Here is a 22,820-nt window from a genome sequence, read left to right on the forward strand (position 1 = left end):
ATCCCACCTCGGCGGCCGCAGTGACCGACCGCCCGGTGCGGACCCTAGCTGACGCCGGCGAGACGCACGAACGCCGCAGCATCGAGCCTCTCACCGCGCGTGGACGGTTCGATCCCCGCCGCGACGAGGCGCCGCTCGGCCTCGGCGGGCGATCCCGCCCAGGTGGCGAGCGCGGCCCGAAGTGTCTTGCGGCGCTGCGCGAAAGCCGCGTCGATGACGGCGAACACCTTGCGCCGGTGATCGGCGTCGATCGGCCACGGTGCTTCCTCGTAACGGTCGATTCGCACCAGCCCCGACTCGACCTTCGGTACCGGCCAGAACACCGAGCGTCCGACATGGCCGACGCGCTTGACGGCGCCGAAGAAGTTGGCCTTGACGCTGGGTACGCCGTACACCTTGTTGCCCGGTGCGGCCGCCAGCCGGTCCGCCACCTCGGCCTGCACCATCACCAGCGCGGTGCGCAGGCTGGGAAACTCCGCGAACATGTGCAGCAGCACCGGGACGGCCACGTTGTAGGGCAGGTTCGCGACGAGCGCGGTCGGTTCACCGGGAACGTCCTCCGGCATCACCCGCATCGCGTCGGCACCGACCACGCTGAGCCGATCCACCAGTTCCGGCGCGCGGTCTGCGACAGTCGCGGGCAGCCGGGCGGCGAGGTTGGGATCGATCTCGACGGCGATCACCCGGTCGACGACGTCGAGCAGGGCCAGTGTCAGCGACCCGAGCCCGGGACCGACCTCGAGGACGGTGTCCTGCGGGCCGACGCCGGCGACCGCGACGATCCGGCGGACGGTATTGGCGTCGTGCACGAAGTTCTGGCCGAGTTGCTTGGTGGGGCGTACCCCGAACTCTTCGGCGAGGCTGCGGACCTCGACCGGCCCCAGGAGGGCGGCCTGTCCTCGCGGATGGACGGGGGGCGGCACGGCGTCTGACACCTGAAGAACCTAACGCACGAAGGGAACGGTCAGCGCAGGCCCAGCTTGCTGGTGCACGACGGCCATGCACCCCAACCCTGCGTCTGCTGCGTGCGTGAGGCGATGGCGATCTGCTCCTCGCGGGTCGCGAGGTCGGCGCGGGCCGCGTACTTGAGTCCGCCCTGACGCTCCCACGTGTTCTGGTCGAACTGCACGCCGCCGTAGAAGCCGTTGCCGGTGTTGATCGCCCAGTTGCCCGTCGCCTCGCACTGCGCCAGCGCGTCCCACGTGGCGCCGTTCTGCACGGGGGGCACCTCGGTGCCCGGCTTGGCGCCGACGCGGACGACCTTCGGCTGGGCGGGGCCCGTGACGGTGGACGCGACCGGCTTGCGTCCGGTCTCGACGCCGTTGACGGTGGTGACCTCGTACGTGACGTCGGCGACGCCGGCGCTGCCCGGGTTCTCGACGACCGTCCGGCTCATGTTCATCGCCGGGTCCTCGATCCGCTGCTCCGGCGGTGCGACCGGCTCGGTCACCACCCGGGTCTCGACCCGTCCACGGGTCACGGTGACCTCCATGCCGTCGGCGAGGAGGGTGTCGGCGGCCGGCACGACGGTGTCGGCCTGCTCGAGAGGCGTGCCGTGCGCTTCGAGGAAATCGGCGACGGTCGGCGCCGCGAGGCGGACGTCCGACGGGGCGGCACCGCCGTCCACCAACGTCACGGTGCGGGGATTGAGCACATCGAGATCCGAGCCCTCGAGGGGCAGACGCTGCGAGCGGGACGCCGAGACGTGCACATCACCGGCGACGCGGAACTGGTTCAGTGCCTCGTCCACCGTGAGCGCCGTGGTCCACAGCGTGCGCTCTTGACCGTCCACCGTGAGGGCGACCTCGCGGCCGCGGCGCAGCACGACGGTGTCGCCGTCATGCACGTCCGAATCCGCTGCGGGAGCGACCACATCGTGCTCACCGAGGGAGTAGCCGGCCGCCGAGAGCGCCCCGCTGACGTCCGACGACATCGTGCCGACGGAGACCAGCTCGCCGTCGACGTCGACGGTCACCGTCTTGTGCTGTGCGACGGCGACGCCGCCACCGACCGTGAGGGTCACGAGCGTCGCGGCGACCACGCCGTACATCAGCGGTGAGCGGCTCGTGTTGATCTTCGACAGCGGCGACATGCGATTCCTTTACCGGAGACCCAACTTGCTCGTACATGACGGCCACGCACCCCAGCCCTGCGCGGCCTGCACCTTCTCGGCGACCGCGATCTGCTGCTCGCGGGTCGCGCGGTCGGCCGTCGCCGCGTACTGCGTGCCGCCGTACGCGGCCCACGTGCTCTGCGAGAACTGGAGCCCGCCGTAGTAGCCGTTGCCCGTGTTGATCGCCCAGTTGCCGGTCGCCTCGCACTGTGCGATCGAGTCCCACACCGAACCGTTCGCGACCGCGGGGGCCGACGGCTTGGGCTTGGTGCCGACCCGCACGACAGTCGGTGCGGCTTCGCGGACGACCACCGACGACAGTTCCTGCCGATGTGTCTCGACACCGTTGACGGTGGTCACGGTCGCCGTCACCGTTCGCTCGCCCGGTGCACCCGGGTGCTCGACGGTGGTCTTGCCCTGCTCGAGTCCCGCATCCTCGATGCGGTTCTCGGGCGCCGAGATTGCCAGATTCTCGGTGCGGTTCTCGGTGCGGTTGCGGGTCACGACGATCTCGAGACCGTCGACGAGCGGTGTCTCGGGCGCCGGGACGACCGTGTCGGCCTGCTCGAGCGGCACATTCGTCGCAACCAGCAGGTCGCCGACCGTGGGCGCCGCAGCCCGGACGTCCGCGTGCGGGGCGCCACCGTCGGCGATCCGCACCGACTTCGCGTTCACGACGTCGAACTCCATGCCGTCGAGCGGGATCCGTTGCCCACGCGACGCGGATACGTAGGCGTCCCCGGCGAGGCTCATCTGACGCATCGCGTCGTCCACGGTGAGTGCCGTCGACCACACGGTGCGACGCTCGCCGTCGACCGTGAGCACGATCTCCCGGGCACGGCGCAGGACGACGGTGTCGCCGTCCGACAGCTTGGCGTCGACGTTCGGCGCGACGACGTCGTGCTCACCGATCGGATAACCGGCGTTGTCGAGGACGGAACCGACCTCGGAGCGCAGTGTGCTGAGCGAGATCGTCTCGCCGTCGACGTCCAGGGTGACCGTCTTGTGCTGCGCGACGACCAGGCCTCCGCCGACGAGAAGGGTCACGAAGAGCGCGGCCACCACGACGTACAGGAGCGGCGATCTGGCGGTGTTGATCCGAGCAAAAGGCGACACGACAAATCCTGGGGCAGACGACAGGTTCGATCACAGCACGGTAACGGTGGGGCTGTGATCTGGCAACCGCATGGTGTCGATCAGCACAAATGCGGTTACAAAGGTCTCAGGGAAAGCGCTGGTCGATCACGAATCGATTACGGCAGATTCCGACCAGTTGCTTGCGTCACTCCTCCCGGGGCGGCGCGGAAGGGCGGCGCAGGGGGTCGTGGAAGGGGGTCGTGGAAGGGGGTCGTGGAAGGGTGAGGACATGAGCAACGTGGAGGCCGACCCGGTCGAGATCGAGTGCGAGAACGGACCACCCGCAGGCACATCGGGGCGCCCGCTGATCGAGGTCATCACGTCGCGCGAGGTCCCTCTGGGCGGCCCGCGGGCGATGCCGGTGCGCCGCACGCTGCCACAGCGGCAGCGATCGCTGATCGGGGCGTGGTGCTTCGCCGACCACTACGGCCCCGACGACGTCGCGCTGACCGGCGGCATGGATGTGGCACCCCACCCGCACACCGGACTGCAGACCGTCAGTTGGCTGTTCACCGGCGAGATCGAGCACCGGGACAGCAAAGGCGTGCACGCGACGGTGCGGCCCGGCGAGGTCAACCTCATGACCGGCGGCCACGGCATCTGCCACTCGGAGGTCTCGACGCCGACGACGACGATCCTCCATGGCGTCCAGCTGTGGGTGGCGCTGCCCGACGAGGCTCGCGACGCGCCGCGGAACTTCGAGCACTACGTGCCGTCGATCGCGAACCTGGACGGCGGGTGTGCTCGCGTCTTTCTGGGCTCGCTGGCGGGTTCCGAATCCCCCGTCCACACGTTCACTCCCCTGCTCGGCGCGGAACTCACGCTCGACCCGCGCGCCGAGATGCGCCTCGACGTGGACCCGACTTTCGAGCACGGTGTTCTCGTCGACACCGGCGCGGTGCGCCTCGAGCACGTCGACCTCGCCCGCGCCGACCTCGGCTACGCCGGGACCGGGGCATCGACGCTGATCCTGACGAATCTCACCGACGAGCCGGCACGGGTGGTGTTGCTGGGCGGCGCACCGTTCGGCGAGGAGATCGTGATGTGGTGGAACTTCGTCGGACGCAGCCACGCCGACATCGAGGCGTACCGCGACGCGTGGCAGGCCGAGTCCGATCGCTTCGGGCGCGTCGACGGCTACACGGGCACCGTGCAACGACTGCCCGCGCCGCCGTTGCCGAACGCGAGGATCCGGCCCCGGAGGAATCCGCCGTCGGCCTGAGCACCCATTCCTTGTCTACCGGGGCGGGATTCCGCGCATCCCGACGCGGAATGGGCCGCGAGGCTCAGGATCGCGCAGGCAGTCGGTAGGTGCGCTCGGCCGTCGCGGTCGATGCCTTCGCCAGTTCGACGGGGTCCTCGCCGCGCACCTCCGCGAGCGCCCGCAGCGTGTACGGCAGGCAATACGACTGATTGGGCGCGCCGCGGAACGGGTGCGGAGTGAGGTAGGGCGCGTCGGTCTCGACGAGCAACTGGTCCGCCGGGACCATCAGAGCGGCTTCGCGCAACGCCTTCGCGTTCTTGAAGCTGACGGTGCCCGAGAAGCTCAGCACGTAGCCGGCGTCGACGCAGGCCCGCGCCATCACCGCGTCGGACGAGAAGCAGTGGAAGATCACCGTCTCGGGGGCACCCTCCGACTCGAGGACGCGCAGCAGATCGGTGTCGGCCTCGCGGTTGTGGATCATCAGCGGCTTGCCGAGACGCTTCGCGAGGTCGATGTGCCAGCGGAAGCCGTCCTCCTGCTCCTCCGGCGTGGCGCAGCCGTCGAGCTTGCCGGGCCAGTACAGGTCCAGGCCGGTCTCGCCCACCGCGACGACGCGGGGGTCGGACGCCAGACGCTCGACCTCCGCCCTGGTGGCGTCGTCGAGGGCGTTGGCCCGCGTCGGATGGATCGCGACCGCCGCGAAGACCCGGTCGTCCCAGTGCGCGGCGTCCACCGCGAACTGCGCGGCCGCCAGATCGTCGGCCACCGTGACCACACGCTCGACGCCGACCGACGCCGCGCGATCGACGATCGCACGCACGCTCGCCGCGTCGGTGGCACCGCACGCATCGAGGTGGGTATGGGCGTCGACGAGCGGAAACAGCGGCTCGGGCAGGTCCGGGGCGGGACGATCTTTGCTCACGTCGATAGAGTAGGCGCACCATGACTGTGCCTTCCTCGCCCGACCAGATGCCGGCCCCGACGGCCCGGCCCCCGTTCTATCTGACGACCGCGATCGCGTACCCGAACGGCGTCCCGCACATCGGGCACGCCTACGAGTACATCTCGTCGGATGCGATCGCGCGCTTCAAGCGACTCGACGGCTTCGACGTGTTCTTCATGACCGGCACCGACGAGCACGGCCTGAAGATGCAGCAGACTGCGGCCAAGGAAGGCATCGACGTCCGCGACCTCGCGACGCGCAACTCGGACGTGTTCCAGGCGATGGACAAGGTCCTGAACATCTCGTACGACCGGTTCATCCGGACCACGGACGCCGATCATCTCGAAGCCAGCAAGGCGATCTGGGAGCGGATGGTCGCGTCCGGCGACATCTACCTCGACACCTACTCGGGCTGGTACTCGGTCCGCGACGAGGCATTCCACGCCGAGGACGAGACGACGGTCCTCGAGGACGGCACCCGCATCGCCACCGAGACCGGCACGCCGGTCGAGTGGACCGAGGAGTCCAACTACACGTTCCGGCTGTCGAAGTATCAGGACCGCCTGCTCGCGCTGTACGAGGAGAACCCGGACTTCATCGCGCCGTCCACGCGCCGCAACGAGATCCTGAGCTTCGTCAAGAGTGGACTCAAGGATCTCTCGATCTCGCGCACGACGTTCGACTGGGGCGTTCCGGTTCCCGGCGATCCCGCGCACGTCATGTACGTGTGGGTGGACGCGCTCACCAACTACCTCACCGGTGTCGGATTCCCGAACACCGATTCGGACGAGTTCAAGCGGTACTGGCCGGCGAACCTGCACATCATCGGCAAGGACATCACGCGGTTCCACACCGTGTACTGGCCGGCCTTCCTGATGTCCGCGGGAGTGGAACTGCCCAAGCGCGTCTTCGTGCACGGCTTCCTCTACAACAAGGGCGAGAAGATGTCGAAGTCGGTCGGCAACGTCGTCGACCCGCTCGAGATGGTGGAGCAGTACGGCCTCGACGCCGTCCGCTTCTTCCTGCTCCGCGAGATCTCGTACGGCCAGGACGGCAGCTACAGCCACGACGCGATCGTCACCCGCATGAACACCGACCTGGCGAACGAGCTGGGCAACCTGGCGCAGCGGTCGCTGTCGATGGTCGCGAAGAACTGCGACGCCCAGGTTCCGACTCCGGGCGAACTCACCGACGACGACCGGGCCCTGCTGGCGCAGGCCGACGCACTGCTCGAGAAGGTGCGTGCCGAGTACGACGTGCAGGCGCTGCACCTCGCACTCGAGTCGCTCTGGCACGTCCTCGGCGAGACCAACCGGTACTTCTCGCAGCAGGAGCCGTGGGTACTGCGCAAGACCGACCCGGCGCGCATGGCGACGGTCCTGTACGTCACCCTCGAGGTCGTGCGCATCGTCGGCGTCCTCGTCCAGCCGGTGATGCCGGACTCGGCCGAGAAGATCCTCGACCTGCTCGGCCAGACCCCGGAGGCCCGCACCTTCGCGGACCTCGAGACGCGCATCGTCGCAGGTACGCCGCTGCCGAAGCCGGTCGGCGTGTTCCCGCGGTACGTCGAGGAGACCACCGAGGAGTAGCCGCTCGCCGACAGCCGGTGGCCGCTCGACGAAAGTTGTCGGCCCCCTGATGCACACTGTCGGCCATGGGGAGCAATAGAACATACATTCGAGAAAACTTGGCAGGCTCGACGTCCGAGGACTTCGACGAGGTCGAGGACGGGTCGATTGCAGACCCGTTCGACTACGACATGTTCGACGATTTCGAGCGGTTCGAGTGCCCACCACCACGGGAGCGTTCCATCACCGGCCTACTGATCGCCCTCACGGACGCCTACGAGCGTGGGTGGCAGCCGGCCGACGTCATGCATGTGACGCGGCGCGCTCTCGGGGCGGACTCGACGGCGGTCACCGCCGCCACTCTGCTGTATCACTACCGGGTGACCGGCGCCGCGGAGCGGGCGCCGCTCACCTGGGTCACCCAGTTCGACCAGATCGTGGAGCGGGAGTCCGCTGCCGCGCAGTTCGCGACGTCCCTCCCGGATGCCTGCGACAGTGCCGCGTTCGGGGCCGCGCTGGACGCATCCGGGTGGCATCTCGGCGAGAACGAGTCCACCGCAATGACGCTGCTGTGGCTCGAACTGCCCCGGGTCACCGAGCTGTGCGCACCGCCGTCGACGTGGCCGCGGATCCGGCTCGAGTCCGCTCCGACGGACACCGACGAGACCGCAGACCCCAAGGTACTCAACAAGATTCGCGGCCTGCTGGCCAAGGCGGAGGCAACCGAGTTCGTCGAGGAGGCCGAGACCTTCACGGCCAAGGCGCAGGAACTCATGACGCGGTACGCGATCAGCGCCGCCCTGCTGCATGCGGCCGATCGAAGTTCCCCCACTGTCCGCAGTAGGCGCATTCACCTCGACAATCCGTACGTCAAGGAGAAGGTGCACCTGCTCACCGCGATCGGCGACGCCAACCGAGTGCGCACGGTGTGGTTCGACCGGTTCGGCATTGCGACAGTCGTCGGCAGTCCTGTCGACCTCGACCAGGTGGACCTGCTGTTCACATCGCTGCTGATCCAGGCCACCCGAGCGATGCAGGAATCCTCACCGAGCGCGAAGCGGGGGGCACGCACCACCTCGTTCCGTAAGGCGTTCCTGTTCGGTTTCGCGGTCCGCATCGGGCAGCGCCTGAAGGAGGCCGGCAACCGCGCCACCACGCAGGTAGCGGCAGAGTCGGATGTGCCGGTGGAGGAACTGCTGCCCGTCCTCGCGGCGCGGTCCGCAGCCGTCGACGCCGAGTTCGATCGACTGTTCCCCCAGACCAAGGCGTCACGGAGCAGGTCGGTGGACGCAAACGGGTGGTACGCGGGACAGTCCGCGGCGGACGACGCCTCCCTGGACCCGAGCAGTCGGGCCCTCCGGCGATGACGCTTCGCGGACCCCGGATCGGCTGCCACGCCGACCGGGGTCACCGCGATCCGATGTCGTCGGCGGCCGAACCGCATGGAAGGCTGAACAAATGCGATCGGAGCGACTCGGAGATGGCGGCACGGCCGCCGATGTGCTCCGCGCACTGGCTCGGCGGGCTCGCTCGAGGCAACTCGCACCACCGGCCGGCCTGATCGGCAACTGGTTCGACGCCGCCGCCGTCCTGGCACCGAGCGTGCGCGCCGAACCGCACGACGCGCGCGGTGCGTTCGCAGTTCCGACCGGCGGTGCGACCGTCTCCCCCGACGGCACCGGCCCGATCATCGGCGGCGGGTGGATCGGCTACCGCGGCTACCCGGACCGGTCGGGCAGCCTGCCCGAGGCGGCCGGTGGCTGGACCGACCATGTGCTGCGACTGGACACCTCGGGGTGCTGGTGGTTCGAGAGCCTCCTCGACGAGCCGTGCCCCGCCGACCTCGCCCACGCGGTGCGCCGACCCGACACCACCCCGCAGTCCTGGCACATCGACTGGACCACGCCGGACCGGCACGCGCACCGGCGAGGTGTCGAGGACTGCCTCGACGCCATCGCACGCGGCGACGTCTACCAGGCGTGCGTGTGTGCCCGCTTCCACGGCACCAGTTCGGGCAGCCCCGTCGACTTCTTCACCGACGCCGTCGACCGGACCCGGCCCGGCCGTGCGGCATTCGTGCAGGGAGCGTGGGGGGCGGTCGCATCGCTCTCGCCCGAACTGTTCCTGTCCCGCCGCGGCGGCGCCGTGACGTCGAGCCCCATCAAGGGAACCCTCCCGCTCTCCGAAGACCCTGAGCGCCTGCGCAACTCGGTCAAGGATGTCGCGGAGAACGTGATGATCGTCGACCTCGTCCGCAACGACCTGGGCCGCGTGGCCGACGCGGGTTCGGTCAAGGTGACCGACCTGTTGCGGGTCAAGCCCGCCCCGGGTGTGTGGCACCTGGTGTCGACCGTGACCGCCGAGGTGTCGGACCGGGTGAGCGCCGCGGACCTGCTCGATGCCGCCTTCCCACCCGCGTCCGTGACCGGGTGCCCAAAGCACTCCGCCCGGCAACTGCTCCGCTCCTGGGAACCGGAGGCGCGCGGCGTCTACTGCGGTGCCGTCGGAATGCACAGCCCCCTTGCCGGACTCGAACTGAACGTCGCGATCCGGACCGTCGAGTTCGATGCGTCGGGCCGGGTCGGTCTCGGCGTCGGCGGCGGAATCACCATCGACTCCGACCCCGACGCCGAATGGCAGGAGTGCCTGGACAAGGCGTCGAGCATCGTCACGCTCACGGCGTCTCGCACGCCCCGCGACCCGACTCCGGCATCTCGAAATGCGCCGGCCGGTCCTGTGTCAGTTCTGAGGTAGACGCGCAGATCCGCTCGGTGATCGGGTCCTCGTCGAGCCGCCACGTTCGCAGCACGCCGTCGCCGCCACCGGCGATCACCGTGTCGGTGCGCGGCAGGAACGCAACCTGCCACCGGCCGGTCCCGATCGTCGTGAGCGCACCGCCCACCTCCTCGGATTCGCCCACGCCGTCGATGTTCCACAGGCGCACCGAACCATCGTCGCTGCCGCTGACCACGTGACTGCCGTCGCGGCCGAACGCGACGCTGTACACCGTGCCGGTGTGCCCGCGCAGCGGCACCGGACGCGGCGTGAACCCACCGTCGGCGTCCCGGTCCCACAGCAGCAGGGTGTGGTCGTCGCTGGCGGTCACGAGCGTGTCGCCGTCAGGGCCGAACGAAACCGCGTTGACCCCTCCGTCGTGGCCACCCTCGCGAATCGGGAGCGGCGCCGCAGCCGACCGAGTCGAGACGTCCCACGCGTAGATGTCGCCGTCCGCACTCGCCGCCACGAGGACGTCACCGGCGGAACCGAACGCGACACTCCGCACCAGATTCCGGGGCCCGGTGAGCCGGTCACCCAGCCGAACGGGATGTCCGGGATCCTGCACGTCCCACAGTGCGACGCTGAAATCGTCGTCGCCGATCGCGAGGGTCCGGCCGTCCGGGCTGAACGCCATCTCCCACGTGAAACGTGTGGCCGTCACGATCGGCGGCCCCAGCGGCAGCGGACGCGCCGGATCCGAGACGTCCCACAGTTGGACGTGTCCGCCCGACGTCTGAGTGGTCGCCAGGACCTGGCCGTCCGGCGAGAGTTCGGCGACGTTGGCGCCGCCCAGCGGCCGCGGCAGGTCGATCGTCCCGACCCGGTCCATTCCGCCGCCCGCCGACACCGCCCACAGCCGCACCTGCGAGTCGTACCCTGCCGTCACCACCCGCGATCCGTCCCGGTTCATCGACGGCAGTGTCATCGACGAGTCCGACACCGGCACCGTGCCGGTCGGCAGCGTCCAGATGCGCACGATCGAGTCCTGACCGCCCGTGACGATCGTCGTGCCGTCCGGCGAGATGGCGAGCGCGGGAACGCCACCGCCGTTGCCGCTGAGTGCCGGCCGGAGTTCGTGCACGGCGCGCGTCACGGGATCGACCGACCACAGTTTCGCGGTGCCGTCCCACGACGCGCTCGCCAACGTCGCGCCGTCCGCGAACGCGACGGTCCAGATTCCACCCGTGTGCGCCTGCACGGGGGCGCCGACCTGACGGATGTTGCCGGGATCGGTGGCGTCGAAGAACCGGATCATGCCGTCGTCGCTGCTCGCGGCGAGGGTCGTGCCGTCGGGGCTGAACGACACCGAGTGCGCGACGTCGTCGAATCCGGTCAGGTCCCGTCCCAGCTGAACCGGGCGCGCCGGATCCGCGATGTCCCACACACGCACGGTGCGATCGTCGCTCGACGTCGCCAGCACCGTCCCGCCGCGGAACGACACCGTGCGCACCGCGCCGGAATGCGCGCGCACCGTCGACGCCGGGAACTCCCCGGAGTCGGGTCGCGTGGTGTCGAACAGCGTGACGGTGCCGTCGTCGTGCGGCACCGCCAGCGACCGGCCGTCGGGGCTGAACCGCACGTTGTGGATCGGGCCGGGCGCATTCCGCAGACCCGACATCAGCGCTCGCGGTGCGGATAGGTCGCTGACATCCCAGATCCACATGGTGCCGTCGCCGCCGCCCGCCGCGAGCAGTCGCCCGTCCGGACTGAACGACACCGACGCCATGTACTGGTCGGGTCCGGTCAGTTCGTCACCGATCTGGACGGGCTCGGACCGGTCACTCAGATCCCACAGCCGCACCGACCTGTCGTCGCTGGCGGTGGCCAGCGTCCTACCGTCGACCGACAGCGCGACGCCGTAGACGGGGCCGGTGTGACCGGTCAGGCTCCGCGAGATCGGCGTGTTCTCGGTGGCGACCAGTCGGGTGAACGCGTCGTCGCTGCCGGGCCGCATCCGCCACGCGGCGAGCGACAGCTGAGCCGACGTCGTCGGATCGCTCTCACGCAAGGCGTCGGCGAGCGCCACCACCTGCTGGAACTGGGCAGCGCTGCGTTCGTCCTCGGCCCGCGACTTGGCGGCCAACGCCATCGCACCCATCGCGACCGCAACGACGGTCGACAGCGCCAGCGCCGTCATGATGGTGCGCTTGCGCCACATCTGGCGCCGCACCTGCCGCACCGACGCTTCGAGGAAGTCCGCAGCCGCCGGGGTCAGGGATGCCGCGACTGCCTCGACGCCGGCCCTGCCCGCGTCGGATCCGTGATCGGCCTGCCTTTCGGCGTGCTCGGTCAGCAGGTCGAGCCTGCCCCGGTGATAGAGCAGGCTGTGGTTGCGCTCGGCGTCGTCCCAGTGCACCGCGTCGGTCTCGATCTGCTGACGCAGCGCGGAATAGGAGCGGTCCTCCTGGATCCATGTCTTCAGCCGCGGCCAGGTGTCGATGACCGCGTCGTGGATCAGCTCGACGGATTCACCGTCGGCGACGAGCACCCGGGCATTGACGAAGTGGTCGACGACGCGCCTGCCCTCACCGGTGTCGGCGCCCTCGAGGGCGACCAGTTGCGGAAGCGTCCTGCGGATCTTCACGTCGGTGCCGGTGCTGGTGACGTAGACGAGGTGCACGAGCATGGCGCGAGCCAGTACGCGGCCACGTTCGTCGAGTTCCTCCCACGCGCGCTCCGCGGCTGCGGCGATGGATCCGCGTACGCCCCCGGTGGCCCGGTAGTTCGCGATCGTGAGCTGGCCGCCGCGCCGCCGTTCCCACATGGTGTCGAGTAGGTGCGAGACCAACGGCAGCACGGTGTCGCTGCCCTCTCCGGCGGTGAGCACCCCGAGATCGTTGAGGATCAGGTCGACCAGCCCCGGCTCGAGCTTGAGGCCGATCATGCGGGCGGGTTTGGTGATCACCTCGACCACGTCCTCCCGCATGAGCGGTGACACGGTCTTGCTGCGCTGTTCGAGCGCCCGGGCGAGCACGGGGTGGGTGAGCGCCTGCGGATAGAAGTCCGACCGCATGGTCGCGACCACCGAGACGGCCTCGGGCATCGTGCCGTCGACCGGTGTGGTCGCGACCGACTCGAGCACGGCCAGGAACGCCGTTCGCTCACCGGCATCGGAGCACTGGGAGAACAGTTCCTCGATCTGGTCCACCACGATCAGGAGGTGATGGGCGCCGAGCCGTTCCGCGGCCCGGGCCAGGTCGTCGTGGAGTTGTCCCGCAGTCGGGGCCGCGTGGGACAACTCGGCGTGGGACAACTCCGAGTGGGACAACTCCGCGTGGGACAACTCCGGGAGCACGGCTCGCAGCGATGCGAGCGGATGAGCGCCCGGCACCAGGACGACCGAGACGAATCCGCTGCGGTCGGCGCCGCGGTCGAGGGTGCGCAACTGCGGGATCAGACCGGCCTGCACGAGCGACGACTTGCCGACGCCCGAGGCCCCGGTGACGATCACGATGCCCTTGCCCTGCGCGGCTTCGACCGCCGCGACCAGTCCGTCGACGCTGTGACTGCGGCCGAAGAAGAGTCGCTCGTCCTTCTCCCGGTACGGGGCCAGCCCGCGGTAGGGGCGCATCCCGGCCGGCAGTAGCGGCGGCGCCGCCTCGCCGGCTCCCGAGACCGTCGGCCTCGTGGCCGGGACCGAGCTGGCGTTCTGCCACCACGTCTGCCACTGCCGCATCGAGAACAGGCCGTCGGTCGGGGGCGGACCCTCGTGGAGCGCGCGAGCCATCCGGATGAGGACGGCCAGAACCGGACGAACCGACTCGAACGTGGCCGGCATCCGCTTGCCCGAGCGCCAGTCGCTGATCCGCTGCACCGACGCCGGCTTCTCGCCGCCGACCGATCGGCCGAGGGTGGCGGCCTCGGTGACAACCTTCTTGAGTGGGGGCCCGCCGGCGGTGGCGAACAGCAGGCGCATCTGGTCGGCGAAGAAGAGCCGCGCCTGCGCGCCCGAGCGGTCCGCGTCGCGTTGAACCTCGTTGTCCGCCGTCATCCCGATGGTCGCCCTTTCCCTGGTCACCGACCCCCGAAAATCCGTCGGGTCGGTTCGTTTCCCCGTTCCGCAGGCCCTGCGGATTCCGCTGCGGAATAATTCCTCACCACCTGCGAACAGGGATGATAGCCCGTATTGCGAACCATCCAGTTCGTCCATTCCGTCGAATGGGGCAAAGTTGACGTCGACACACAAGGGCCCTGCGCCAGCGGCGCTGTAACCGGTTGGGGTTGGAGAAATCCACTGAGGGGTAGTCCCTGCCGGATACAGCGTCCACGGAGGAGGAACTCGGAATGATCGCGAAGGCGGCCAGGCTGACGGCGAGAACATCGCCGACCGTCGGGGCAGTTCTGGTCATCGCCGCGACCGTGGGCCTGATGGTGCTGTTGGGTGCGGCCCCCGCCGATGCGGCCGCTGCCACGGTGGGTGGCGCTCCGGTTTCGACCGGAGCGTCCACCCCCTGGTAGTCGCTCGACGGGGGTCGGCGGGGAATGCGTCCTGGAGACTCGGGCGCCGGTGGCCGGCGCGCGGTCAGTCCCGGCGGGCGGCCAGCACGGTCTCGTACAGTTCCCGCTTGGAGACGCCCTCGGTCGCGACCTGAGCACACGCGTCCTTCAATCGCATGCCGTCGGCAACGAGTCGCTCGACCTCGCCGACGAGGTCTTCCGGATCCGCAGCCACGAGTTGAGCGCCCTCGAGAACCACGGTGATCTCGCCTCGCGCGTGCTCGACAGCCCACTCGGCCAGTTCGGCCAGCGTTCCGCGGCGAACCTCTTCGTAGGTCTTGGTCAGTTCCCGGCACACCGCTGCGCGGCGGGTCCCGCCGAGCACCTCCACCGCATCCGCCAGACACGCCGCCAGACGGTGCGGAGCCTCGAAGAAGACGCACGCCCGCTGTTCGGTTCGCAGGGTCTCGAACCACGTCCGGCGCTGCCCCTGCTTGCGCGGCGGGAATCCGTCGAAACAGAACCGCTCGACCGGCAGTCCGGACAGTGCAAGCGCCGTCGTGACGGCCGACGGCCCGGGGAGGCACGTGACGGGCAGGTCCTTCTCGACACAGGCCGCGACCAATCGGTATCCGGGGTCGCTCACGGACGGCATCCCGGCGTCGGTCACGAGCAGCACGGTCCGCCCCTCCTCGATGTCCGCGACGAGCGCCGGCAGCCGCGACACCTCCACCTGGTCGTAGAAGCTGACGACGCGACCGGTGATCGTCACGCCCAACGCTGTGGCGAGTGATTTGGTGCGGCGGGTGTCCTCGGCGGCCACGACGTCGGCCGATCCGAGGGCGGTCCGTAGGCGTTCGGAGGCGTCACCGATGTCCCCCATCGGAGTTGCGGCGAGGACAAGGCGACCAGTCATGGGTGACAGCCTACGATCGTCACGTGACCCAGCTGACGGACGAGCACCCCGCGCCCCCGTCCGACGGATCCCGGATCGTCAGTCCCGCTCCCGTCGCGCCGCCCCCGGATTTCGGTCCGACGGACCGCAAGCGCGGCTGGATCGTGACGCTGGTGATCACCGCGCTGGCGGCGATCACGCGGTTCACGATGCTGAACTACCCCACCGATGCCGGCACGCCCGTCTTCGACGAGAAGCACTACGTCCCACAGGGATGGCAGGTCCTCACCGGCGGCGGGATCGAGGACAACCCCGGATACGGGCTCGTGGTGCATCCGCCGATCGGCAAACAGCTCATCGCGGTGGGCGAGGCGCTGTTCGGCTACAACGCGTGGGGATGGCGCTTCGCGTCCGCGCTCGCCGGGACCGTACTGGTGCTGCTGGTGGTGCGGATCGTCCGTCGGATGTCCCGGTCCACGCTCGTCGGCGCACTCGCCGGCGTTCTCCTGATCGTCGACGGCGTCACGTTCGTCTCGTCGCGGCTCGGGATGCTCGACATCTTCCTCGCCCTGTTCACCGTCGCGGCGCTGGGCTGCCTGGTCGTCGACCGAGATCAGGTGCGGGAGCGGATGGCCCGGGTCCGGGCGGAGGGGCGCATCGACGTCACCGCCTTCGGACCGCGACTCGGCTTCCGGTGGTGGCGCTTCGGCGCCGGACTGATGCTCGGACTGGCGTGCGGCACCAAGTGGTCCGGCATGTACTTCATCGCCTTCTTCGGCCTGCTGTGCGTCGCGTTCGACGTCGCCGCCCGCCGCGCCTACGGGGTGCGTCGGCCGTGGGTCGGTACCGCGATCCGCGACATCGTCCCGTCGCTGTTCGCGCTCGTCGTGGTGCCACTGATCGTCTACCTCGGCTCGTACGCCGCGTGGTTCGCGAGCGAGACCGGCGTCGACCGGCATGCCGTGGGCAATCAGATCGGCTCGGGTGGGCCGTTCGCGTTCGTGCCCGACGCGTTGCGCTCGCTCTGGTACTACAGCGCGAAGGTTCTCGAGTTCCATTCGGGACTCACCAATTCGGCCGGCAATCACCATCCTTGGGAATCGAAGCCGTGGACGTGGCCGATGGGTCTGCGGCCGATGCTGTACTACTTCGCCGAGGGCGAGCACGTGTCCGGCTGCGGCGGACCGTCCTGCGTGAAGGCCGTGATGCTCATCGGCACGCCTGCGATGTGGTGGCTGGCGATCCCGGTGCTGGGCTGGGCGCTGTGGCGCACGTTCGTGAGCCGCGACTGGCGGTACGCGACCGTGCTCACCGGATATGCCGCCGCGCTGCTGCCGTGGTTCGTGACGCTGGACCGCCAGATGTACTACTTCTATGCGGTGGCGCTCGCCCCGTTCTTCGTGATGGCGATCGCGCTCATCCTCGGTGAGATTCTCGGCAAGGCCAAGGATTCGGCCGAGCGACGCGGCACCGGTCTGCTCGCGGTGTGCCTGTACGTGGGCCTGGTGGTCGCGAATTTCGTGTGGCTGTGGCCGATCCTGACCGCCGTGCCGATCACCCCGGATATGTGGCAGCAGCAGCTGTGGCTGCCGAGTTGGCGCTGACGGGCACGTCCATTCGGCCGAAAAGCCTCTCGCGGCGGGACCCGAGTACGTAGTGTGCACCGAATGTCGCGGGTTCGAGCATCTCTCGCAGGGCTGTCGTCGATCGTGGCAGCGGTCCTCGCCGCAGCCCTCGTCTCGCTGATACCCGCGGTGGCGCAGGCGGATTCCGGGTCGGACACTTCGCCGCGCTACTCGGATGCCACGTCCGTCGGCGTGCACAACGCCTTCGAGAAGCACCGATACCCGTACCTCGCGGATGCGCTCGACGCCGGAGTCGGCCTCGTCGAGATCGATGTCTGGACCAATGCGGTGGGCCCGGATTGGCGCGTGTCCCACTCGAATCCGGTGGGCAACGACAACAACTGCGCAGGCGCGACAACGGCGTCGCAGCTGCGGTCGGGACCACGAGACCAATTCCTCGGCGGGTGTCTCGCCGACCTACGCGCGTGGCACGACGCCAACCCGGGCCACGCGCCCGTCATGGTCAAGGTCGAGTTGAAGGACGGCTTCACCGCACCGTTCGGCCGGGGGCCCCGCGAGTTCGACGCCCTCGTCCGCAGCCATCTCGGCGACGCCGTGTTCGGTCCCGCCGACCTCGTGGAGCACGCCGGTGCGGCGTCCGCCCCGACGCCCGACGCCGCGGTCCGAGCCGCCGGTTGGCCCACGCTGGATGCCCTGCGCGGCCGCTTCCTCGTCGAACTCATCCCGGGAACCGTGCAGGAAATCAATCCGCTGGACCACTGGTGGACCGACCGCGCCTACGCCACCCATCTGCGGGACCTGTCGCGCATCGGGGCGCTGGGCCTCGCAACGGCGTTCCCCGCGGTGCACAGGGCGCAGCCCGGCGACCCCCGAGTGGCGCGGTACGACGAGGATCTGCGGCCGTGGTTCGTCGTGTTCGACGGTGATGCCGCGGCGTTCACGTCCGGCGGAATCGACCTGCAGTGGTATCGGGACAACGGGTACCTCGTGGTGATGACGGACGCGCACAGCGTCGCGCCCGCCCTCGACCCGGTGGCGCCCTCGGAGGAAGCGGCGCGCGAGCGGGTGCGTGACCTCGCGGCGCGATCGGCAACGATCGTGTCCACCGATTGGACCCCGCTCCCCGGAGTGCTGTCGATGGTCGTCGAGCGCCCCTGAGCCCGGCCCCCGGGCCCGCATGTTCAGGTCCAGCGCCTCCGCGCCCGCACCGACAGCTTGCGGTCCTTGCGCTCGGCCAGGATCAGCGGATCGCGCGACAGGTCCCGGTACAACGAAATGCACAGGCCGATCATGACGACCACGAACGGTGCCGCGGCGATGATGGTCATGGTCTGCAGCCCGTTCAGCGCGTCCGCTCCCCCGGTCCAGAGAATGAGCGCGGCGACGCCACCCGTGAGCAGGCCCCAGAAGACGACGACCCACCGCGCGGGCGCGAGGGCACCGCGTTGCGAAAGGGTGCCCATCACCATCGAGGCGGCATCGGCCCCGGATACGAAGAAGATCGCGACGAGCAGCATGACCAGGACGGTCGAGAGCCCGAACAACGGTAGGTGCTCGAGCATCCCGAACAGCTGACTCTCGGTGGTGTCCCGGCCGGCGAGGTCGATCCCTTCGCGTTGCTCGTCGATGGCGGCACCGCCGAACACCGAGAACCACACCAGGCTCACCAGACTCGGGATGAGGATGACCCCGACCACGAACTCGCGGATGGTGCGGCCGCGACTGATCCGGGCGAGGAACATCCCGACGAACGGGGTCCACGAGATCCACCACGCCCAGTAGAAGATGGTCCACGACGAGAGCCACTCACCGGTGGCGGGGTTGCTCGACGCCGCGGTGCGCGCGGACATCGCGGCGAGATCGGCAGCGTAGTTGCCGATCGTGGTCGGCAAGAGATTGAGGATCAGCACCGTGGGGCCGAGCACGAACACGAACACGGCGAGCGCCAGGGCCAGCACCATGTTGATGTTCGACAACCACTGGATGCCCTTCGCTACACCGGACACGGCCGACGCCACGAAGGCGAGAGTGAGCACCGCGACCACCGCCACGAGCAGGAAGGTGCCGACCTCGCCCATCCAGCCGATCACCTCGAGTCCGGAGCCGATCTGCAGCGCGCCGAGACCGAGCGATGCCGCGGTGCCGAACATGGTCGCGAATATCGCGAGGACATCGATGACCCGGCCGATCGGGCCCTCACTGCGGCGGCCGAGGAGCGGGAAGAAGGCCGCGCTGATCAGTTGCGGTCGGCCCCGGCGGTACGTGCCGTACGCGATCGCGAGTCCCATGACGGCGTAGATCGACCACGGATGCAGACTCCAGTGGAACATCGTGGTGGCCATGGCCGTCCCGACACCGCCGTCGGTGCCGGGCGGCGGCGTGACGTAGTGGGCCAGCGGCTCGGAGACTCCGAAGAACATCAATCCGATGCCCATCCCGGCGCTGAACATCATCGCGATCCAGCTGACCGTCGTGAACTCGGGTTTCTCCCCGTCCATGCCGAGAGGTACCCGTCCGTACCGGCTGAGCGCGAGCCACACGATGAAGACGACGAACGAGGAGGCCGCGATCACGAACAGCCAGCCCATGTTGATGACGAGCCAGTCGAGGACGTCGCCCGTGACCGATTCGAGGTTGTCGGGTGCGACGAGCCCCCACACGACGATGGCGGCGACCGCGCTCGCGGCCGTGCCGAAGACCACACGATCGGTGCCGGACAGCTCGCGCGCGCCTGCCATCCCTCAAACGGTGCTCATTCTCGCGGCCAAAAGCAAGCACCCGGATCCCTGGTGGCGGGATCCGGGTGCTCGTACTCGGTCGGTGTCAGGCTGCGGACAGCACTCGCGAGTTCTTGCCGACGAACGCGTCGACACTGAACCGTCCCGCTCCGACACCCGCGATCAGCAGCGATGCGACGCCCAGCGCGAGAACCAGTTCGTAGCCGCCCTCGCCGACGAAGAGTCCCTTGTCGACGTGGACGAGGAAGAACGCGCCCGCCATGTTCAGGAACAGCAGCGCGCCGGCGATTCGGGTCGCGAAGCCGATCAGCAGCGCGACGCCGCCGACGAGTTCGATGGTGGCGGCGGCGATCGCCGAGACGTCGGCGAGCGGGATGTCCATGCCGGCGAACGCGGCCTGGGTGCCGTCGATGCCCCAGGTGGAGAACTTCTGCCACCCGTGCGCGATGAAGATCACGCCGATGCCGATGCGGGCGATGAGCAGGCTGGCGTCACGGAACGCGGTGGAGTTCATGCGCCCAGCCTGACACAGTCAGGTTGAAGCGTCAACCAAACGTCAGGCGCCCTCGAGGGCATTCATGACGAAGGCCGCCGCATCCTCGTCCGAGATTCCGAGCCGCCGAACCGCCTGGGCGTACTCCGTCGCCGCCTGCTGCGCCTTGGCCCGAGTGGGGTCGCCGGAGGCTGCGACGAAGGAACCCAGACGTCCCCGGGTTTCGATGACCCCGAGCTGCTCGAGTTCGCGATAGGTCCGCGCGACCGTGTTGGGCGCGATGTGGAGCTGAGACGCCAGTCCCCGAACCGTCGGGATCTTGGTACCGGCCACGAGCTTCTCGGACTTGACCAAGTCGAGTATCTGCATCCGCAACTGCTCGAACGGCGGCGTCGACGACGCATGGTCGATCTCGATGTCCACGAGTCCCCTTTCTGCGCCTGGCAGTTCTCTCCCACCGAAGCGAACGCGTGGATTCACGGTAACGCGGCAAGAGCGTCCTCAATGGAAAACGAACCCTGCGTGAGCATCAAAGTGCGCCCGACTGCGCGAGGCGGGCGGTCGCCCGAACCTGGGGCGAGGAGCGCCGCAATCACGGCCGCGACGTCACCGCGCGGCACCGTGCCGCGCTCGAGTGGAGGTTCGGTGAGCGCGACCTCCCCGGTCGGATCGTCGTCGGTGAGCCCACCGGGCCGCAGGATCGTCCAGTCGAGTCCGTCCCGACGTCGCAGATCGTCCTCGGCAGCGGTCTTTGCGGCGAGGTACGCCGCGAACACCTCGTCGGTACCCTCCGGAATCGGCTCGCCTGCACCGAATGAGGAGATCTGGACGAATCTGCGCACTCCAGCCCGTTCCGCGGCGTCGGCCATCAGGACCGCAGCGCCGCGATCGACGCTGTCCTTTCGCTCGATGCCGCTGTTCGGTCCCGCTCCGGCGGCGAACACGACCGCGTCGGCGCCACGGACGATGTCGGCCATCTCGTCCACGGTCGTGTGCTCGAGATCGACGACCACCGGCAGCGCGCCCAGCGCGCGCACCGCCCCTTCGTGGTCGGGGTTGCGGATCAGGGCCACCGCACGGTCGCCCGACGCGGTGATGTCCTTGATCAGATGCCTGGCGATCTTGCCGTGCCCGCCGGCGATGACGATGCGTCGATCGGTCATGTTCGAGACTCCTCACGCTGTGTTCGTGGCTCGGTCATATGCATGCTCCCCCAACCATTGTCCCCGTGCAGAATGGCAGGCATGGCAAGTACCGCTGAGACCGCAACGATTTATCACAATCCACGCTGCAGCACGTCACGGAACACGTTGAAGCTCATCGAGGAGGCCGGCATCGAACCGACCGTCGTCAAATACCTCGAGACACCGCCCTCGCACGACGGGCTACGCAAACTGCTCGACGACGCCGGCCTGCGCCCCAGCGAGGCGATCCGCACGAAGGAGGCCGTCTACAAGGAACTGGGACTGGCGACCGCCACCGAGGACGAACTGCTCGACGCGATGGTCGACAATCCGATCCTGATCGAGCGCCCCATCGTCGTGACCGATCGCGGCACCGTCCTGGCGCGCCCCTACGAGAAGGTGCGCGAAATCCTCTGACCCCGTTCGAGTCAGGGCAGCGGATCGCGCGCGATCGGGCACGACATGCAGCGCGGTCCGCCCCGCCCGGACCCCAACTCGGAACCCGAGATTCGTAACACCTCGATACCCGACGCCTCCATCCGCGCGTTGGTCTCGACGTTGCGCTCGTAGGCCACCACCACGCCGGGCGCGAGGGCGAGCGTGTTGTTGCCGTCGTCCCACTGTTCACGTTCGGCGGTGACGTGATCGAGTCCGGTGTCGATCACCCGCAACTTGCCGATCCCCATCGCCGCGGCGGCGGCGTCGAGGAACGGTTCCGGACCGACGATCTGCGCGGTACCGTCCTGCTGTCGGATCGTGAACGCCGACAGCGTCTCCCGCACCGCGGGATACATCACGACGGCGTCGGTATCGACCATGGTCAGGACGGTGTCGAGGTGCATCGACGCCCGCCGCTGCTCGATCGGCACCGCGAGCACGGTGTGCGCGAGACCGTCATCGAAAACGCTGCGCGCCAAGGCTTCCGCGCCGGCGGGGGTGGTCCGCTCTCCCACGCCGACGGCGATCACGCCCGGCGCGAGAAGTAACACGTCGCCGCCCTCGACCGGGGCGGTGTGCGATTCGTACGCGCGCCGCACCCCGCGGAAGCGTGGGTGATGTGCGTAGATGAGATCGGTGAGCGACGCCTCCCGCGCCCGGGCCGGCAGCGCGAGGGACGTGATCGCGACCCGGCCGCGCACCCAGAACGACGAGTCCCGCGTGAACATCAGGTTCGGCAACGGGTCGATCACGAAGTCGCCGCCGTGGTGCATCAACCGGACCAGCGACGGCGTCGCGGCACCGGTTCCGATCGGCAGCTCGTCGAAGGTCATCCCCGCGGTGAGGATGCCGGCCAGGTCTGTCCCCGGGATTCCCCGCAGGTGGGCGGAGAGATCCTGCGCGAGCGCGTGACCCAGTTTGCGCGGGTCCACGGCGGCCGAGATGCCCTGCATTCGCGCCGCACCACTGGTCGTGAGCGTCTCGGCGAGAAGGTCGGCGAGCAACAGAATCTCCACACCGTGCCGGCTCAGGACATCGGAGAACGCGTCGTGCTCGTCCTGCGCTCGGTCGACCCAGGGCAGGGCGTCGAAGAGAAGCTGATCGTTGTTACGGGGCGTCAGCCTGCGAAGTTCGTCGCCCGGGCGGTGCAGCAGGACCGTGCGCAGCGCACCCACCTCTGTGTCGACACCCGGCTGAGACGACTCCTCCACGCTCATGCGTAAACGGTAGTCCCGCCCGCGGCGCACGGCACGCGGGACACCGCCACCCAATCCTCGAGTATTGTCGAGGTCAGCGCATCGAGAAG

The 22,820-nt window shown here is 69.1% G+C and carries 19 protein-coding genes; 8 read left to right on the forward strand and 11 right to left on the reverse strand.

All coding sequences use genetic code 11. The annotated features are described in order from the left end of the window. Positions 1–44: 44 nt before the first annotated feature. Genes rsmA through C8K36_RS08860 form a run of 3 tightly spaced genes read right to left on the reverse strand, consistent with a single transcriptional unit; the run spans position 45 to position 3,229 of the window. The gene (gene rsmA / locus C8K36_RS08850) at positions 45–935 is read right to left on the reverse strand and encodes a 16S rRNA (adenine(1518)-N(6)/adenine(1519)-N(6))-dimethyltransferase RsmA (RefSeq protein ID WP_107984091.1); all 891 of its coding nucleotides are present in this window, start codon (positions 933–935) and stop codon (positions 45–47) included. 29 nt (positions 936–964) lie between these two features. Beyond that, the gene (locus C8K36_RS08855; protein ID WP_107984092.1) at positions 965–2,092 is read right to left on the reverse strand and encodes a resuscitation-promoting factor; all 1,128 of its coding nucleotides are present in this window, start codon (positions 2,090–2,092) and stop codon (positions 965–967) included. Between the two features lie 9 nt (positions 2,093–2,101). After that, positions 2,102–3,229, reverse strand: a complete 1,128-nt coding sequence (locus C8K36_RS08860; protein ID WP_107984093.1) for a resuscitation-promoting factor — start codon at positions 3,227–3,229, stop codon at positions 2,102–2,104. Between the two features lie 250 nt (positions 3,230–3,479). Here C8K36_RS08860 and C8K36_RS08865 point away from each other — a divergent pair, with 250 nt between their 5' ends. Beyond that, entirely contained in the window at positions 3,480–4,472 is a 993-nt protein-coding gene (locus C8K36_RS08865; RefSeq protein WP_107984094.1) for a pirin family protein, read from the forward strand. Positions 4,473–4,536: 64 nt separating this feature from the next. Here the strand turns inward: C8K36_RS08865 and C8K36_RS08870 are convergent, their stop codons facing one another. Further along, positions 4,537–5,376 carry a TatD family hydrolase gene (locus tag C8K36_RS08870; RefSeq protein ID WP_107984095.1) on the reverse strand — a complete coding sequence of 280 codons (840 nt, stop codon included), beginning with the start codon at positions 5,374–5,376 and terminating at the stop codon, positions 4,537–4,539. Positions 5,377–5,396: 20 nt separating this feature from the next. Here C8K36_RS08870 and metG point away from each other — a divergent pair, with 20 nt between their 5' ends. From metG to C8K36_RS08885, 3 genes are all read left to right on the forward strand, one after another. Next, positions 5,397–6,986 (forward strand): methionine--tRNA ligase, encoded by a 1,590-nt coding sequence (gene metG, locus C8K36_RS08875; RefSeq protein ID WP_107984096.1) that lies wholly within the window; start codon positions 5,397–5,399, stop codon positions 6,984–6,986. A 65-nt stretch (positions 6,987–7,051) separates the two neighbouring features. Then, positions 7,052–8,332, forward strand: coding sequence for a DUF2786 domain-containing protein (locus C8K36_RS08880; protein WP_107984097.1), 1,281 nt, complete (start codon positions 7,052–7,054; stop codon positions 8,330–8,332). Between the two features lie 91 nt (positions 8,333–8,423). Beyond that, positions 8,424–9,719, forward strand: coding sequence for an aminodeoxychorismate synthase component I (locus C8K36_RS08885; protein ID WP_107984098.1), 1,296 nt, complete (start codon positions 8,424–8,426; stop codon positions 9,717–9,719). On the opposite strand, the gene C8K36_RS08890 is transcribed toward C8K36_RS08885, so the two are convergent. After that, a complete protein-coding gene (locus C8K36_RS08890; RefSeq protein WP_420910868.1) occupies positions 9,640–13,659 on the reverse strand; it encodes an AAA family ATPase in 4,020 nt (1,339 codons plus the stop codon). The genes C8K36_RS08885 and C8K36_RS08890 overlap by 80 nt on opposite strands. A 368-nt stretch (positions 13,660–14,027) precedes the next feature. Here C8K36_RS08890 and C8K36_RS24750 point away from each other — a divergent pair, with 368 nt between their 5' ends. Then, complete coding sequence (locus C8K36_RS24750) at positions 14,028–14,201, forward strand: hypothetical protein (RefSeq protein ID WP_181319478.1); 174 nt, start codon at positions 14,028–14,030, stop codon at positions 14,199–14,201. 64 nt (positions 14,202–14,265) lie between these two features. Here the strand turns inward: C8K36_RS24750 and rsmI are convergent, their stop codons facing one another. Then, positions 14,266–15,096, reverse strand: a complete 831-nt coding sequence (gene rsmI, locus C8K36_RS08895; protein WP_107984100.1) for a 16S rRNA (cytidine(1402)-2'-O)-methyltransferase — start codon at positions 15,094–15,096, stop codon at positions 14,266–14,268. Positions 15,097–15,119: 23 nt separating this feature from the next. Here rsmI and C8K36_RS08900 point away from each other — a divergent pair, with 23 nt between their 5' ends. Together C8K36_RS08900 and C8K36_RS08905 are read left to right on the forward strand one after the other, a co-directional pair. Beyond that, positions 15,120–16,679, forward strand: coding sequence for a phospholipid carrier-dependent glycosyltransferase (locus tag C8K36_RS08900; RefSeq protein ID WP_107984331.1), 1,560 nt, complete (start codon positions 15,120–15,122; stop codon positions 16,677–16,679). Positions 16,680–16,742: 63 nt separating this feature from the next. Beyond that, positions 16,743–17,819, forward strand: a complete 1,077-nt coding sequence (locus tag C8K36_RS08905) for a phosphatidylinositol-specific phospholipase C domain-containing protein (RefSeq protein ID WP_107984101.1) — start codon at positions 16,743–16,745, stop codon at positions 17,817–17,819. Between the two features lie 23 nt (positions 17,820–17,842). Here the strand turns inward: C8K36_RS08905 and C8K36_RS08910 are convergent, their stop codons facing one another. From C8K36_RS08910 to C8K36_RS08925, 4 genes are all read right to left on the reverse strand, one after another. Next, complete coding sequence (locus C8K36_RS08910) at positions 17,843–19,399, reverse strand: BCCT family transporter (protein WP_107984102.1); 1,557 nt, start codon at positions 19,397–19,399, stop codon at positions 17,843–17,845. An 85-nt stretch (positions 19,400–19,484) separates the two neighbouring features. Then, a complete protein-coding gene (locus C8K36_RS08915; RefSeq protein WP_107984103.1) occupies positions 19,485–19,913 on the reverse strand; it encodes a DoxX family protein in 429 nt (142 codons plus the stop codon). A 42-nt stretch (positions 19,914–19,955) separates the two neighbouring features. Beyond that, positions 19,956–20,315: a GntR family transcriptional regulator gene (locus C8K36_RS08920; RefSeq protein WP_107984104.1), complete on the reverse strand. Its 360-nt coding sequence runs from the start codon at positions 20,313–20,315 to the stop codon at positions 19,956–19,958. 53 nt (positions 20,316–20,368) lie between these two features. After that, positions 20,369–21,055, reverse strand: coding sequence for an NAD(P)-binding oxidoreductase (locus C8K36_RS08925; RefSeq protein ID WP_107984105.1), 687 nt, complete (start codon positions 21,053–21,055; stop codon positions 20,369–20,371). 81 nt (positions 21,056–21,136) lie between these two features. On the opposite strand from C8K36_RS08925, the gene arsC reads away from it, so the two are divergent. Next, positions 21,137–21,493, forward strand: coding sequence for an arsenate reductase (glutaredoxin) (arsC, locus tag C8K36_RS08930; RefSeq protein WP_107984106.1), 357 nt, complete (start codon positions 21,137–21,139; stop codon positions 21,491–21,493). A gap of 11 nt (positions 21,494–21,504) precedes the next feature. On the opposite strand, the gene C8K36_RS08935 is transcribed toward arsC, so the two are convergent. Next, on the reverse strand, positions 21,505–22,731 hold the full coding sequence (locus tag C8K36_RS08935; RefSeq protein WP_107984107.1) for an arginine deiminase: 1,227 nt from the start codon (positions 22,729–22,731) through the stop codon (positions 21,505–21,507). Between the last annotated feature and the right edge of the window lie 89 nt (positions 22,732–22,820).

The sequence above is a fragment of the Rhodococcus sp. OK519 genome, assembly GCF_003051005.1.
Taxonomy (GTDB): domain Bacteria; phylum Actinomycetota; class Actinomycetes; order Mycobacteriales; family Mycobacteriaceae; genus Prescottella.

Coding starts and splice junctions, on each gene's coding strand:
- C8K36_RS08855 (WP_107984092.1), bottom strand. CDS start 2,092: ATGTCGCCGCTGTCGAAGATCAACACGAGCCGCTCACCGCTGATGTAC.
- C8K36_RS08865 (WP_107984094.1), top strand. CDS start 3,480: ATGAGCAACGTGGAGGCCGACCCGGTCGAGATCGAGTGCGAGAACGGA.
- metG (WP_107984096.1), top strand. CDS start 5,397: ATGACTGTGCCTTCCTCGCCCGACCAGATGCCGGCCCCGACGGCCCGG.
- C8K36_RS08880 (WP_107984097.1), top strand. CDS start 7,052: ATGGGGAGCAATAGAACATACATTCGAGAAAACTTGGCAGGCTCGACG.
- C8K36_RS08885 (WP_107984098.1), top strand. CDS start 8,424: ATGCGATCGGAGCGACTCGGAGATGGCGGCACGGCCGCCGATGTGCTC.
- C8K36_RS08890 (WP_420910868.1), bottom strand. CDS start 13,659: ATGCGCCTGCTGTTCGCCACCGCCGGCGGGCCCCCACTCAAGAAGGTT.
- C8K36_RS24750 (WP_181319478.1), top strand. CDS start 14,028: ATGATCGCGAAGGCGGCCAGGCTGACGGCGAGAACATCGCCGACCGTC.
- rsmI (WP_107984100.1), bottom strand. CDS start 15,096: ATGACTGGTCGCCTTGTCCTCGCCGCAACTCCGATGGGGGACATCGGT.
- C8K36_RS08905 (WP_107984101.1), top strand. CDS start 16,743: ATGTCGCGGGTTCGAGCATCTCTCGCAGGGCTGTCGTCGATCGTGGCA.
- C8K36_RS08910 (WP_107984102.1), bottom strand. CDS start 19,399: ATGGCAGGCGCGCGCGAGCTGTCCGGCACCGATCGTGTGGTCTTCGGC.
- C8K36_RS08915 (WP_107984103.1), bottom strand. CDS start 19,913: ATGAACTCCACCGCGTTCCGTGACGCCAGCCTGCTCATCGCCCGCATC.
- C8K36_RS08925 (WP_107984105.1), bottom strand. CDS start 21,055: ATGACCGATCGACGCATCGTCATCGCCGGCGGGCACGGCAAGATCGCC.
- arsC (WP_107984106.1), top strand. CDS start 21,137: ATGGCAAGTACCGCTGAGACCGCAACGATTTATCACAATCCACGCTGC.
- C8K36_RS08935 (WP_107984107.1), bottom strand. CDS start 22,731: ATGAGCGTGGAGGAGTCGTCTCAGCCGGGTGTCGACACAGAGGTGGGT.